This window comes from Amycolatopsis sp. NPDC104819, assembly GCF_055583145.1.
The window spans coordinates 428,976-441,813 of record NZ_JBVJON010000008.1; the positions used below are offsets into that span (position 1 = coordinate 428,976).

Sequence of the window (12,838 nt, forward strand, 5' to 3'; positions counted from 1 at the left end):
CCACTGGTCGGATTCCGTTACCGCCCAGAGGATCACCCCACCGGATACAAGGGACGTACAAAACGGGCGGTCACCCCGCCCGGAACCCCCGCAGGCGCAGGCTGTTCGTGACGACGAAGACCGAGCTGACCGCCATTGCCGCGCCGGCGAGCATCGGGTTCAGCAGGCCGGCGGCGGCCAGCGGCAGCGCGGCGACGTTGTAGGCGAACGCCCAGAAAAGGTTGCCCTTGATCGTGGCCAGCGTCCGGCGGGAGAGCCGGATCGCGTCGGCCGCCGCGCGCAGGTCGCCGCGCACCAGCGTCAGGTCGGCCGCCTCGATCGCGACGTCGGTGCCGGTGCCCATGGCCAGGCCCAGGTCGGCCTGCGCGAGCGCGGCCGCGTCGTTGACGCCGTCCCCGGCCATCGCGACGACTTTGCCCTCTTCCTGCAGCCGCTTGACGACGTCGGCCTTGTCCTTCGGCAGCACCTCGGCGATCACGTGCTCGATCCCGACCTCGGCGGCCACGGCGTGGGCGACGGCGGCGCTGTCGCCGGTGAGCAGCACCGGGGTCAGCCCGAGCCCGCGCAGCCGCCGGACCGCCTCGGCGGACGTCGGCTTGACGGTGTCGGCCACCGCGAGCGTGCCGCGGACCTCGCCGTCCCACGTCACGGCGACCGTGGTCACCTCGGCTCCCGGGGCGTCCGCCCGGCCGACGCTCACCGTGCGGCCCTCCACCGTGCCGGTCACGCCGAGCCCGGGCGTGCTGCGGAAGTCCACAACGGACGGCAGCGTCCCGAAGCGTTCCCGGGCGGCGTCGGTGATCGCGCGGGCGATCGGGTGCTCGGACGCGGCCTCGACGGCGCCCGCGAGCCGCAGCACCTCGCCGTCCCCCTCGACCAGGGACATCCGGCCGGTGGTCACGGTGCCGGTCTTGTCGAGCACCACGGTGTCGACCCGGCGGGTCGACTCGAGCACCTCGGGGCCCTTGATCAGGATGCCGAGCTGCGCGCCGCGGCCGGTGCCGACCAGCAACGCAGTCGGCGTGGCCAGGCCCAGCGCGCACGGGCAGGCGATGATCAGCACGGCCACCGCGGCGGTGAACGCGGCCGAGGGCGAGCCGCCCGCGCCGAGCCAGAAGGCGAGCGTCGCCACGGCCAGCGCGATGACCGCCGGGACGAAGACCGCCGAGACGCGGTCCGCGAGCCGCTGGACCCGGGCTTTGCCCGTCTGCGCCTCCTCGACCAGCCGCGCGGTCTGCGCCAGCTGCGTGTCGGCGCCGACACGGGTGGCGCGGACGACGAGCCGCCCGCCGACGTTGACCGTCGCGCCGGCCACGGTGTCGCCCGGGGCGACCTCGACCGGCACGCTTTCGCCGGTGAGCAGGCTCGCGTCGATCGCGGACCCGCCGTCCTCGACGACACCGTCGGTCGCGACCTTCTCCCCCGGCCGCACCACGAACCGGTCGCCGACGGCCAGGTCGGCGACCGGGACCCGCAGCTCACGCCCGTCGCGCAGGACGGCGACGTCCTTGGCGCCGAGGTCGAGCAGCGCCCGCAAGGCGGCGCCGGCGCGACGCTTGGAGCGGGCCTCGAAGTAGCGCCCGGCCAGGATGAACGTTGTGACGCCGGCGGCGACCTCGAGGTAGATCGCGCCGTCGCCGGCCATCCGCTCGATGGTGAATTCGAACGGGTGCTTCAGGCCGGGAGTGCCCGCGGCGCCGAAGAACAGCGCGTACAGCGACCAGCCGAAGGCGGCAATCGTGCCGATCGAGATCAGCGTGTCCATCGTGGCGGCGCCGTGGCGGAGGTTGGCGAACGCGGCCCGGTGGAACGGCCACGCGCCCCACACCAGCACCGGCGCGGCCAGGGTCAGCGACAGCCACTGCCAGTACGTGAACTGCCACGCGGGCACCATCGTCAGGACCACGACCGGGACGCTGAGCACCGCGGAGCCGAGCAGCCGCTGCCGCAATACCCGGGTGGGGTTTTCCCCCGGGGCCTCCTCCGGTTCGGCGGCGGGCAGGGTCGCGCCGTAGCCCGCCGCTTCGACCTGCGCCACGAGATCCTGCGGGGTGACGTCTCCGCCGTAGGAGACCTTCGCCTTTTCGGTGGCGTAGTTGACCGTCGCGGTGACGCCGTCCAGCTTGCCGAGCTTGCGTTCGATCCGCGCGGCGCAGGACGCGCAGGTCATGCCGGTGATCGTGAGCTCGACGCTCTGGGCTTCCAGCTGCAGTGTCATGGCCGGTCCCCTTCCCCGGTGGCCGTGGTGAACTCGGCGGTGCGGACGACGCCGTTGTGGCGGAAGTCCAGGAACAGCCGGTAGGTCCCGGCCGAGGGCACCTCGGCGAAGAACGTCACCGCGGGCCCGGCCGGTGTCCTGCCGTCGCCGGGCTCGCCGTCCGGGTGGACGTGGAGGTACCCGAGGTCACCGCCGCGGAGCGCGACGAGGTGGCCGAACGCGCCGAGGTAGGGCTGCAGGTCGGTGACCGGGCGGCCGTCCCGGGTGACGGTCGCGGTGAGCCGGAACGAGCGGCCGGGGACGAGGTCGCCGTCGAGCCGGACGCGGTAGCCGTCGACGTCGGCGACCCGCGACTCGGGGTGCTCGACCGGCTGGAACAGCCCCGGCGCGACGAGGTCGACCCCGAGCGTCTGTCCCTGGCCGCCGGCGGGCGTGAAGTCGGCGAAGGCGCGGTAGCTGCCCGCCTCGGCGACCGTGACCGGCACCGTCCACGTGCCGCCGGCGCCGAGTTCGGGGTGCAGGTGCTGGTAACCGGTGGTGTCGCGGCGGACGACGATGAAGTGCATCCGCTTCTCGTGCTCGACGTCGTAGGCGGTCACGGCGGCGCCGTCGGGGCCGGTGATGGTGAAGGTGAACTTCGTGGTGGCGCCGGGGGTGAGCGTCGTGCCGGTGGGCGTGAGGGTGTACCCGCCCGCGGCCGAGGCCAGGCCGCCGGGCTGGTGGTCCGCGGCCGAAGTGGCGGTGCCGCCGTGGCCGTCGCCGTGCGCGGTGTCCTCGCCGCCGTGCGCCCCGGCCGGGCCGGGGAAGGGACCGATGGCCGTGCCGGCCGTCCAGCCGCCCCCGGCGACCAGGGCGAGAGCCGCGCCGTAGGCGGAGAGCTTCGCTGCGGTGTTCATGTCAGCCGGTATCCCGCTTCTTCGACGGCTTCGCGCACGGCCGAGACGGCGAGCGCACCGGTGCTGTGGACGGTCACCGAGCCGGTGACCGGGTCCACCGCGACGTCGGTGACGCCGCCGAGCTCGCGGATCTCCTCTTCGACCGACCGGGCGCAGTGGCCGCAGGTCATCCCGGTGACGGTGTACGTCGTGGCTGTCATGACTCCTGGATACCCTAGGGGGGTACTGTATGCAAGGGCGGTCACGGCTTGTAACCCACGCCACACTCGGTCCCCGCGCCGCTGGTCCAAGCGTGTTTCTTGTCGTCACGCACAGTTGCTTTCCCGCAGCCCTGGACGCTGCCGTGTTCTTTTCGTAACCTGTTCGAGATCTCGCGGCCCCCGGTCGTCGATGGACGGCGACGCGAGATCGCCGCCGATACCCCCTGCCGGGGACCGGACCCCATTCGCGGCTTCACCAGATGCGGTGAAGCGCGGCCGATGCCGGGTCAGCGCGGACGAGGCCCCCGACTCGCCCGCCCGGTGCCCGACGGCGGCCGAACAGCAAAGGAGACCCGCGCGAGAATGCGTTCGCATCCCGTCAAGCGCGTGGTGTCAGGTGCCCTCGCCGCCGCCGCGGTGATCACCGTGATCACCGTGGCCCAGCCGACGGCCACCGCCGCCCCCATCCCCACCCTCCAGGCTCCGCCCACCGGGTCGGAAGCACTGGCCAAGTACCGCGACCTCGCGGCGCAGGCCGAAAAGCTCAACGAAGACCTGCTCAAGGCCCAGGACGACCTGGCCGCGAAGCAGGGGCAGCTCGACAAGGCCAACGCCGACGTCACCGCCGCCAAGGACTCCGGCGCCCAGGCCATCGAGGCCAAGCAGAAGTACCAGTCCCAGGTGGACAAGTTCGCCGGCGCGTCGTTCACCAGCGGCGTCGCGATGAACAAGCTGTCGGCGCTGCTGGCCGGCACGTCGACGCAGGACTTCCTGGACCGCTCGGCGGCCCTCGAGGTCATCGCGACCGACAAGAACGCCGCGATGGACAACCTCAGCGGCGCCGCCGACAAGGCCGCGGCCGCCGAGAAGACGGCGACCGACGCGGCGAAGCGGGCGTCCGACGCCCGCGACGCGGCGGCGAAGCTGGCGTCGGACATCGAGGGCAAGAAGAAGGGCCTCCAGGCCCAGATCGACCAGCTCGAGGCGACCAGCCGGACGCTCAGCACGTCCGACAAGGCCGCGCAGAAGGACACGGGCGGCGCGGCGCCGACCGTGAAGGCCCCCACCGCGGCGGCGCAGAAGGCCGTCAACGCGGCGCTGAGCAAGCTCGGCAGCGCGTACGTCTGGGGCGCTACCGGGCCCTCCACGTTCGACTGCTCGGGCCTGATGCAGTGGGCGTACAAGCAGGCGGGCATCAACCTCCCGCGCACGTCCTCGGCGCAGGCCGGGTTCGGCACGCCGGTGTCGCGGGACCAGCTCCAGCCGGGTGACCTGGTCGCGTACTACTCCCCGGTGTCCCACATCGGGATGTACCTCGGCGACGGCAAGATGGTCCACGCGCCGACCAGCGGTGACGTCGTCAAGATCTCGCCGCTGCAGAGCCAGTACGCGGGCGCCACGCGGCCCACGGCCTGACGCGGATGCCCCGTTCGGGATGTGTAGAACTCCCGGAACGGGGCATCTTCCGCGCATGGTCGACGAACACGACGCCGCCAGTCACGACGCGATCGGCAAGGTCACCGAAGCCTTCGAGACGATCGAACGGGCGCACGGGCACCTCTATTCGTTCCACCAGCTCACCGGCTGGGCGGACCTCACGTTCGGCGACGCCGTCAAGCAGCTGGAAGAAGCCGGCCACGGCGAGTGGGCGCGGCGGAGCTCGGAAGAGCTCATCGGGCTCAACGTGCTCCCCGAAGCACGCCGGGTCGGCCGGGGCACGAGGCCGGTCCGCCGAGCACTCCCGCTCCGTGAGCGGTTGTCGGACCCTTGCGCTAAGGTCGAATCAAAACGAACAAGTGTTCGATAGGAGGCGTCATGACAGACGCAGTGGAGCCCAACCCGGAGAAGGACCCCAGCGACTGGACCACCGGCGACGAGCCGATGACCGGGCCGCAGAAGTCGTACCTGCAGACGCTGGCCCAGGAGGCCGGTGAAGAGGTTCCGGACGGTCTCACGAAGGCTGAGGCGTCGGAGCGGATCGACGCGCTGCAGCGGACCACCGGGCGGGGCGCCTGAGGCTGCTCGGTGGGCGGCGCCGGGGCGTGGGTACCACCCGAGGATGTCCCAGCCGAACGAACAGCCTGAGATCGCGCGGCCCGACCCCGCGCGGGCGGAGGATGACCGCTACGAGCCCGGTGAGGGTGCGCCGCCGGAGAGTGCCGAGGATGCCCGTGGTGTCGGGCAGAAGGTGATCGGCGAGCTTCGGGAGCGTCGCGGAGCACCGTGAGTTCCGGATGCTCAGGCGGCTTGCGCCAACGCCGCGCCGGACACGCGGAACAGGAACTCGGCGTTCGAGCCCGTCTTGCGGAGCTGGTCGAGCAGCTGCTCGATCGCGTGCGGTCCCGCCAACGCCCGCCGCACGTCGTGCATCGCGCGGAGTTCTTCCGGGGTGACCAGGAGTTCCTCGCGCCGGGTGCCGGAGGCGGCGATGTCGACCGCCGGGAACACGCGGCGCTCGGCGGTCTTGCGGTCGAGCTTGAGCTCGGCGTTGCCCGTGCTCTTCAGCTCTTCGAAGAACACCGTGTCGGCAAGAGAACTGGTTTCCACCAGCGCCGTCGCGATGATCGTGAGGGAGCCGCCGCCCTCGATATTCCTTGCCGCGCCGAGGATCCGCTTCATCGGCTGCAGCGCCGCCGCGTCGACACCGCCGGACAGCGTGCGGCCGGACGGGCGGGCCGAAAGGTTGTACGCCCGGCCGAGCCGGGTCAGCGAGTCGAGCAGCAGCACGACGTCTTCGCCCTGTTCCACCAAGCGTTTCGCGCGCTCGACGGTGAGTTCGGCGACCGCGACGTGCTCGGCGGGCGGCCGGTCGAAAGTGGACGCGATCACCTCGCCGCGCACCGTCCGGCTCAGCTCGGTGACCTCCTCCGGACGTTCGTCGGCGAGCAGCACCAGCAGCCGGCACTCCGGGTGGTTGACCGCGACGCCGTGGGCGATTTCGCGCAGCACCGTGGTTTTCCCGGCTTTCGGCGGCGAAACGACCAGGGCGCGCTGCCCCTTGCCGATCGGGGTGACGAGGTCGATGACGCGCGACAGCAGCCGCGTCGGGGTGGTTTCCAGCAGCAGGCGCTCGTCCGGGTGCACCGGGACGAGGTCCGCGAAGTGCGGCCGCGGCTCCCCCGGATCGGCGCCGTTGACGCTGGTGATCTTCTCGGTGGTGCCGGTGATCGTGTCACCGGGTCGCAGATTGTGCTTGCGCACCAAGGAAAGTGGCAAGGTGAGGTCGCCCGGGCCCGGCGCGTGGCCGGTGCGGACGTACGGGGTTTTCCCCGAGAGGTCGAGGATTCCGTGGAAGGACATGGTTGTCTCCTGACGAGAGGGCCGGCGCCGCACGTGAAGGCGGGCCGGAAAGATGAGGAAAGAGGCCGACTGGCCTGGATCCGGGAGCTTCCTCCGGGCGGCCGCGGGGCCGACATCCGTGAGGAGCACCCTCACTGTAGCGAGACCGGCGAGAAAGCACAACGGGTGAGATCCCGTGGCGGTGGGTAGCCCCTGGGAGAAGCAGCAATGAGGGGAGCGATCGTGCCTCGACACAGCCCGGAACCCGGGAGCCCGGCGCCGGTCGGCGCCGTGGCCGCCTGGACGTTCGAAGAACTCGCACCGGCCCTGCCCAACGAGATGGCCGACCTGCGCCGCAAGCTCACCCACTGGCTCGGCGGCTTCCCGCTGGGCCCGGACAGCAAGCACGACATCACACTGGCGACGTACGAAGCGCTGTCGAACGTCGCGGCGCACGCCTACCCCGGCGGCCACGGTTGGGCCCGCCTTCAGGCCACGCGCACCGGAGACGCGTTGACGGTCACGGTGACCGACACCGGCTGCGGAATCGAAGCGACCCGCCCGCGCCGGCCGGGCCTGCGCACTTCGGGCGGCCGCGGCCTGCTGCTGATCGAGAAGGTGACGGACCACTCCGACATCACCAGCAGCGACGAAGGAACGAGCATCCGCATGACCTGGCACGCGGCGGCGTTGGCGGAAGAATGCCGCAACTGACCGGCGGCCGGAAAAGACTCAACCGGAAACGCCGCAACTCCCAGCGTGCTCAACCCGGTTCACTCGCCTACAGCGATCCCCAGTCACAAACCTTCCCCCACCCCCCGGAAAGTGTCCTACCTCACAACCTCAGGCCGCGTTGGCCAGCCGCACCAAGCGGTTTCGTGGGTAAGAAACCAGCTCTCGTTCCTCGTCCGTCGTGAAGATCTCGACGGAATCTTCGAGCAGTTCCGCCGAATTCACCTGCAACTGCCACGCGGGCAGCCCCGGCGCGGGCTCGTGCCAGAACCACTGGCCCTTGGTGAGCTGGTGCGCCGGGACTGTCGCGTCGTCCGTGTTCATGAGAAGAGGCTAGCCGCCACCACCGACAGTTTTCGCACGGCCTCAGCCGTGGGTCGCGCCGATGGTGATCGTGAGCTCCTGCGGGTCGCCCGCGAACACCGCGCCGCTGAAGTCCGGGCCCGGGCTGACGTCGTCGTACGGGAACGCGTATCCCCGGTTGTCCGGCAGTTTCGCGTGCACGATCCGGGCGTAGTGGTTGGTCACGTCACCCTGGTAGAACTTCGCCGGGTCCTCCGCCGTGGGCTGGTTCGGGTTGTCCAGCAACGTCGTCCGGTTCAGTGCCGCCGCCAGGCGCGGGACGATGCTCTTGCGCGCGTCGCTCGCTCCCGCCGCCAGCGCGAACGGCCCGCTGTCGCAGCTCCACACGTCCGCCGTGGCGGGCTTGGCGAACGACTCGCCGCCGAACACCAGCTGCCCGCCGGAAACCCGGCCCGTGAACGTGCCGAGGCCCGGGTTCTGCGAGTCGACGACCAGGTCCGCGCCCTCGTACTTCTGCCACACCTGGTCGATGTACGCGTCGAGGTAACCCCCGAACTGCTCGGCGTGGTGGTGCGGGGACAGGACACGCAGGTTCCCTCCTCCGCCGGTCTGCACCAGGCCCGGCCATTCGCCGCCGAGCCCGGACAGCTCCGACGCGATCTGATCCATCGCGCCCGAAGGCAGGCCCGCGACGGACTTCGTGCCGGAACCGGCGGTGGTCAGCGACAGTCCCATCGGGATGCCGACGAAGTCGACGTAGCTGATGTTGGCGAACAGCTGCTGGTCGTTGAACGTGAACTCGCTGAACGACCAGTTCTTGCCGTAGTTGGCGTCCCCGGAGTTGAGGAAGCTGGGGTGCACCAGGTTCGGCCCCGGGTCGAGGAAGAAGTCGAGCTTCGCGTCCGTGACGACGTAGATGCGCGCACCGCCCATCTTGGGCACCGAAACCTGGGCGCCGGACCCGACCGGGATCGCGCAGTCCTCCGGCAGTGGTGTCGTCGACCCGGACGGCGAGTCCGGGTAGTACGGCGTGCCGTCGGCGCGCAGCAGCACCAGCCGCCCGTCCGGCGTCGTGCCGGTGACGTAGGCGTACACGGTGCCGGAGCCGGAGTTGTCGACCAGCTTGAGGCCGAACGTGTCCGGTGTCGCGGCGTAGGCGGACCGCGCGAGCGGCAGCGCGGTGGCCGTGGCGAGCGTCGCCGCCGTGAGACCGAGGAACGAGCGACGGGAGATCATGGCGTCCTCCACGTTGAGGATACGGCGGAGTCCATAATGGACATCCGAGGGCGGTTCGCAGGATTCGTTGTGGACGTCAACAAACTATGACTCCACTTTCGTTACCTGGCAACCCTGCGAAAGAAGGTCCAGACCACCGCATCAGCAGGCCCGCGCGCTGCCCCACTGGAGCGAATTCCAAACGCGATCCCTCCGGGACTGCCCACGGGTACCGCGTGCGGAGTACTTCCGGGCACATCCCTTGACGCGGGCACGAACCGGCGGTGACAGTGGGCGGCCTCGCAGGTCGTGGACGACCCCGTTCCCCTCAGGAAGCGAGACCTCCATGCGTACCGTCAAGCGGCTCACCGCTGCGCTGGCAACGTTGTCATTCCTCGCCACGGCTGCCCCGGCGCACGCCGAAGAGAACTGGACCACGGTCTTCGAAGACACCTTCGACGGCGCCGCCGGCACCGGCCTGAACACCCAGGACTGGCTCTACGACAAGGGAACCGGCTACCCGGGTGGCGCGGCGAACTGGGGCACCGGCGAGCTCGAGACGGCGACGGACTCGACCGCCAACGTCTACCACGACGGTGCCGGGCACCTCGCGATCAAGCCGCTGCGCGACGCCGCCGGCAACTGGACGTCCGGCCGGATCGAAACCCAGCGGACCGACTTCGCCGCCCCCGAAGGCGGCCGGCTCGAGATCAGCGCGTCGCTGAAGCAGCCGTCCCCGGCGAGCGGGCTCGGCTACTGGCCGGCGTTCTGGGCGATGGGCGCCGACGCGCGCCCGGTCGGCGCGACGAACTGGCCGAGCATCGGCGAGCTCGACATCATGGAGGACGTCAACGCGCTGAGCAAGCACTCCACCACGTTCCACTGTGGACAGTGGCAGGGCGAGTGCCACGACCCGGACGGCATCACCAGTGACCTCCAGGACTGCGCGGGCTGCCAGGAGGGCTACCACACCTACTCGGTGATCGTGGACCGCCGCAACACCGCGGCCGAAGAGCTGCGCTTCTACCTGGACGGCAACCAGACCTTCGCGGTGCAGCAGAACCAGGTCTCCGACGCCACCTGGAAGGCCGCCGTCGACCACGGGTTCTTCGTCATCTTCGACGTCGCGATCGGCGGCTCGTACCCGAACAAGGTCTGCGGCTGCACCAGCCCGTCCGCCGACATCACGCCCGGCGCCGAGATGAGCGTCGACTCGCTGTCGGTGAAGGTCAGCGCCGGCTGACCGGTAGGCTGGCGGCATGAGCGTCCGGCACACCGTCCTCGACTCGCCCATCGGGCCGCTGACCCTGGTCCGCGACGATGCCGGGCTCATCGGCCTGTACTTCGACGGCCACCTGCGGGCCCCGCGCGTCACCGATATCGGCCCCCGCGTCGAAGACGGCTTCGACGACGTGAAGCGCCAGCTCGGCGAGTACTTCGCGGGCACGCGGCGCGAGTTCGACCTCGAGCTCGCGCCGCGCGGCTCCACGTTCGAAAAGCAGGTCTGGGCGCTGCTGACGAAGATCCCGTACGGCGAAACCCGCACCTACGGGCAGCTGGCCGCGGAGCTGGGCGACCCCGGCGCCGCGCAGGCGGTCGGGAACGCCAACGGCTGGAACCCGATCAGCGTCATCGTGCCCTGCCACCGCGTGGTCGGCACGAGCGGCGGCCTGACCGGGTACGCCGGCGGCCTCACCCGCAAGCGGTTCCTCCTCAGCCTCGAGGAACCGCCCGCGGACGAGGTCGGCCGCCTGTTCTAGCCGGTCGTGCAGGTCACGGTCGGGTCCGTCAGGTTCCCGCCGTGCTGCACGGTGAACCCGATGACGTTCCCGCTCCCGTTCGGCCGGGCGGTCAGCACGTATCCCGTGCTGTCCCAGGTTCCCGTGTAGTTCCAGCTGCCGATGACCTTCTGCGGCGCGTGGAAGGTGATCGTGAGCACCCAGGTGTTCGTGCCCGACACCGAAACCTGCCCGTTGAAGCCGACGTTCCACTCCGCGGTCCTGGTGTAGGTCGCGGCGCAGTTCCCCGGCGGCGGGGTGGTCGTGGTGGTGGGCGGCGGCGGGGTGGTCGTCGTCGGGCCGCCGTCCGGCGGGGCGCCGTTGTTCAGCGCGTCGAGCACCGCGGTGTAGGCGGCCTTCTTCTGCCCGTTGCCGTCGAAGAGCAGCGGCGTGGCCGACGCGCGCCAGGAGTCGGTGTCCCGGATCCCCCACACCGTGATCCCGGTGCACCGCGCCACCGCGAGGCACGCCTGGGTCACCGTGCGGAAGTTGTTCGCCTGCGCGGTGCCTGAGCCTTCGATGTCCAGCTCGGTGATCTGCACGTCGACACCGAGGGCGGCGAAGTTCTGCAGGGTCGTCTGGTAGCTCGACGGCACCGGGCTGTTGGGGTTGAAGTGCGACTGGAAGCCGACGCAGTCGATCGGCACGCCGCGGGACTTGAAGTCCTGCACCATGCGGTACACGGCCTGGGCCTTCGCCTGGTTCCAGTCGTCGGTGTTGTAGTCGTTGTAACAGAGTTTGGCGCCCGGGTCGGCCGCCCGCGCGGCGCGGAACGCCGCCTCGATCCAGTCGTTGCCCGTGCGCTGCAGGTTCGAGTCGCGCCGGGCGCCCGAACTGCCGTCCGCGAACGCCTCGTTGACGACGTCCCAGGCGTAGATCTGGCCGCGGTAGTGGGTCGCGACCTGGGTGACGTGGTTCAGGATCGCCGACCGCAGCGCGGAGCCCTCCATGCTCTGCATCCAGCCGGGCTGCTGCGAGTGCCACGCCAGCGTGTGCCCGCGCATCCGGGCGCCCTGGGCGGTCGCCTGGCTGACGATCCGGTCGGCGTTGCCGTAGGAGAACTGGTTCTGCGCGGGCTCGGTGGCGTCGATCTTCATCTCGTTCTCCGGCGTGACCATGGAGAACTCGCGGCTCAGGATCCCGGTGTAGACGCTGTCCGAGAGCTTGCCCGCCGAGACCGCCGTGCCGAAGTAGCGGCCGGTCCGGTTCGCCGCGCCGCCGAGCGTGGTGCCGGCCGACGGTGACGTCGGCGTCGTGGTGGTCGTCGTCCCGCCGCTGTTCAGGCCGAGGAACACGATCGCGTACGCGACCATCCCGCTCTGCGGCAGCACGTGCCCGGCGCCCTGGACGCTGATGCCTTCGACCGGCGCCTGCGCACCGGTGCCGCCGTAGCGGGTGCGCGTCCAGCCGGACTGCGGCGCGTCACTCGACGACGGCGTCTGGCTCACCCCGGCGAGGTTGGTCCACTGCTTGACCTCCTCCCCGAAGTTCGGGTAGCGGAGGGTGTCGTCGGCGGTGCCGTGCCACAGCTGCATCCGCGGGAACGGGCCGCTGCGCCCGCCGCTCATCTGGCGGGCCTGGTCGCCCCACTGCTGCGCGGTCTTGATGAGCTGGCCGCCCGAGCACTGGCTGTTCCAGCTCGAGCCGTCGGCGGTGGCGAAGCAGCCGGCGGGCACGCCCATGAACGCCGAACCGGCGGCGAAGACGTCCGGGTACTCGGCGGCGAGCACGTTCGTCATCATCGCGCCGGAGGAGAAGCCGGTGACGAACACCCGGCCGGGATCGACGTTGTAGTGCTGCTTGGCGTAGTCGACCATCGACAGGATGCCGACCGGGTCGCTGCCGCCGCCGCGGGTGAGGGCTTGCGGCGAAGAGACGTCGAAGCACTGCCCGCTGCGCGTGGCTTCGGGGAACACGATGACGTAGCCGTACTGGTCGGCCGCGGTGACGTAGTCGTGCGCGTAGCCGTTGAAGACCGCCGAGGCCGAGCCGGTGCAGTAGTGGATCGCGACCAGCAGCGCCGGGCGGGCGGCGACCCGGTCCGGGACGTAGGTGTACATGTTCAGGTTGCTGGGGTTGGCGCCGAAACCGGTCACGCGGGTCAGCGTGGCCGCCGACGCGGGCTGCGCCGTGATCACCAGCACGATGGCGGCGGCGATCGACAAGACTGCGGCGAGGAGAGCGGTGAAGAGTCTTCGCACTCGACGTTCCTTTCCG

At 70.8% G+C, this 12,838-nt stretch carries 14 protein-coding genes; 7 read left to right on the top strand and 7 right to left on the bottom strand.

Annotation, left to right across the window (positions count from 1 at the left end; translation table 11 throughout):
* Positions 1-70: 70 nt before the first annotated feature.
* From ACZ63E_RS27155 to ACZ63E_RS27165, 3 genes are read right to left on the bottom strand one after another with little or no spacing between them, the layout of a single operon-like run.
* Positions 71-2,218, bottom strand: a complete 2,148-nt coding sequence (locus ACZ63E_RS27155; RefSeq protein WP_465338922.1) for a heavy metal translocating P-type ATPase — start codon at positions 2,216-2,218, stop codon at positions 71-73.
* A complete protein-coding gene (locus ACZ63E_RS27160) occupies positions 2,215-3,114 on the bottom strand; it encodes a hypothetical protein (RefSeq protein WP_465338923.1) in 900 nt (299 codons plus the stop codon). Before ACZ63E_RS27160 ends, ACZ63E_RS27155 begins: the two co-directional genes overlap by 4 nt.
* Complete coding sequence (locus ACZ63E_RS27165) at positions 3,111-3,314, bottom strand: heavy-metal-associated domain-containing protein (RefSeq protein WP_465338924.1); 204 nt, start codon at positions 3,312-3,314, stop codon at positions 3,111-3,113. The genes ACZ63E_RS27160 and ACZ63E_RS27165 overlap by 4 nt, the downstream gene beginning before the upstream one ends.
* Before the next feature lie 363 nt (positions 3,315-3,677).
* Here ACZ63E_RS27165 and ACZ63E_RS27170 point away from each other — a divergent pair, with 363 nt between their 5' ends.
* The 4 genes from ACZ63E_RS27170 to ACZ63E_RS27185 are packed head-to-tail and all read left to right on the top strand — an operon-like array spanning position 3,678 to position 5,541.
* Positions 3,678-4,730: a C40 family peptidase gene (locus ACZ63E_RS27170; RefSeq protein ID WP_465338925.1), complete on the top strand. Its 1,053-nt coding sequence runs from the start codon at positions 3,678-3,680 to the stop codon at positions 4,728-4,730.
* 55 nt (positions 4,731-4,785) lie between these two features.
* Positions 4,786-5,121 carry a hypothetical protein gene (locus ACZ63E_RS27175; RefSeq protein WP_465338926.1) on the top strand — a complete coding sequence of 112 codons (336 nt, stop codon included), beginning with the start codon at positions 4,786-4,788 and terminating at the stop codon, positions 5,119-5,121.
* 8 nt (positions 5,122-5,129) lie between these two features.
* Positions 5,130-5,330, top strand: a complete 201-nt coding sequence (locus tag ACZ63E_RS27180; protein WP_465338927.1) for a DUF3072 domain-containing protein — start codon at positions 5,130-5,132, stop codon at positions 5,328-5,330.
* Positions 5,331-5,373: 43 nt separating this feature from the next.
* Positions 5,374-5,541 (top strand): hypothetical protein, encoded by a 168-nt coding sequence (locus tag ACZ63E_RS27185; RefSeq protein WP_465338928.1) that lies wholly within the window; start codon positions 5,374-5,376, stop codon positions 5,539-5,541.
* Positions 5,542-5,552: 11 nt separating this feature from the next.
* Here the strand turns inward: ACZ63E_RS27185 and rho are convergent, their stop codons facing one another.
* On the bottom strand, positions 5,553-6,647 hold the full coding sequence (gene rho / locus ACZ63E_RS27190; RefSeq protein ID WP_465338929.1) for a transcription termination factor Rho: 1,095 nt from the start codon (positions 6,645-6,647) through the stop codon (positions 5,553-5,555).
* 189 nt (positions 6,648-6,836) lie between these two features.
* Between rho and ACZ63E_RS27195 the strand changes: the two genes are divergently transcribed.
* Positions 6,837-7,307, top strand: coding sequence for an ATP-binding protein (locus ACZ63E_RS27195; protein ID WP_465338930.1), 471 nt, complete (start codon positions 6,837-6,839; stop codon positions 7,305-7,307).
* A 129-nt stretch (positions 7,308-7,436) separates the two neighbouring features.
* On the opposite strand, the gene ACZ63E_RS27200 is transcribed toward ACZ63E_RS27195, so the two are convergent.
* The gene (locus ACZ63E_RS27200; RefSeq protein WP_465338931.1) at positions 7,437-7,649 is read right to left on the bottom strand and encodes a hypothetical protein; all 213 of its coding nucleotides are present in this window, start codon (positions 7,647-7,649) and stop codon (positions 7,437-7,439) included.
* A gap of 42 nt (positions 7,650-7,691) precedes the next feature.
* Entirely contained in the window at positions 7,692-8,864 is a 1,173-nt protein-coding gene (locus tag ACZ63E_RS27205) for a glycoside hydrolase family 64 protein (protein ID WP_465338932.1), read from the bottom strand.
* A 325-nt stretch (positions 8,865-9,189) separates the two neighbouring features.
* On the opposite strand from ACZ63E_RS27205, the gene ACZ63E_RS27210 reads away from it, so the two are divergent.
* Positions 9,190-10,086: a glycoside hydrolase family 16 protein gene (locus tag ACZ63E_RS27210; RefSeq protein ID WP_465338933.1), complete on the top strand. Its 897-nt coding sequence runs from the start codon at positions 9,190-9,192 to the stop codon at positions 10,084-10,086.
* Between the two features lie 16 nt (positions 10,087-10,102).
* Complete coding sequence (locus tag ACZ63E_RS27215) at positions 10,103-10,603, top strand: methylated-DNA--[protein]-cysteine S-methyltransferase (protein WP_465338934.1); 501 nt, start codon at positions 10,103-10,105, stop codon at positions 10,601-10,603.
* Here the strand turns inward: ACZ63E_RS27215 and ACZ63E_RS27220 are convergent.
* Positions 10,600-12,822 carry an extracellular catalytic domain type 1 short-chain-length polyhydroxyalkanoate depolymerase gene (locus ACZ63E_RS27220; protein ID WP_465338935.1) on the bottom strand — a complete coding sequence of 741 codons (2,223 nt, stop codon included), beginning with the start codon at positions 12,820-12,822 and terminating at the stop codon, positions 10,600-10,602. The genes ACZ63E_RS27215 and ACZ63E_RS27220 overlap by 4 nt on opposite strands.
* Positions 12,823-12,838: the final 16 nt, after the last annotated feature.

Coding starts and splice junctions, on each gene's coding strand:
- ACZ63E_RS27165 (WP_465338924.1), bottom strand. CDS start 3,314: ATGACAGCCACGACGTACACCGTCACCGGGATGACCTGCGGCCACTGC.
- ACZ63E_RS27210 (WP_465338933.1), top strand. CDS start 9,190: ATGCGTACCGTCAAGCGGCTCACCGCTGCGCTGGCAACGTTGTCATTC.
- ACZ63E_RS27180 (WP_465338927.1), top strand. CDS start 5,130: ATGACAGACGCAGTGGAGCCCAACCCGGAGAAGGACCCCAGCGACTGG.
- ACZ63E_RS27170 (WP_465338925.1), top strand. CDS start 3,678: ATGCGTTCGCATCCCGTCAAGCGCGTGGTGTCAGGTGCCCTCGCCGCC.
- ACZ63E_RS27155 (WP_465338922.1), bottom strand. CDS start 2,218: ATGACACTGCAGCTGGAAGCCCAGAGCGTCGAGCTCACGATCACCGGC.
- ACZ63E_RS27175 (WP_465338926.1), top strand. CDS start 4,786: ATGGTCGACGAACACGACGCCGCCAGTCACGACGCGATCGGCAAGGTC.
- ACZ63E_RS27160 (WP_465338923.1), bottom strand. CDS start 3,114: ATGAACACCGCAGCGAAGCTCTCCGCCTACGGCGCGGCTCTCGCCCTG.
- ACZ63E_RS27185 (WP_465338928.1), top strand. CDS start 5,374: ATGTCCCAGCCGAACGAACAGCCTGAGATCGCGCGGCCCGACCCCGCG.
- ACZ63E_RS27215 (WP_465338934.1), top strand. CDS start 10,103: ATGAGCGTCCGGCACACCGTCCTCGACTCGCCCATCGGGCCGCTGACC.
- ACZ63E_RS27200 (WP_465338931.1), bottom strand. CDS start 7,649: ATGAACACGGACGACGCGACAGTCCCGGCGCACCAGCTCACCAAGGGC.
- ACZ63E_RS27205 (WP_465338932.1), bottom strand. CDS start 8,864: ATGATCTCCCGTCGCTCGTTCCTCGGTCTCACGGCGGCGACGCTCGCC.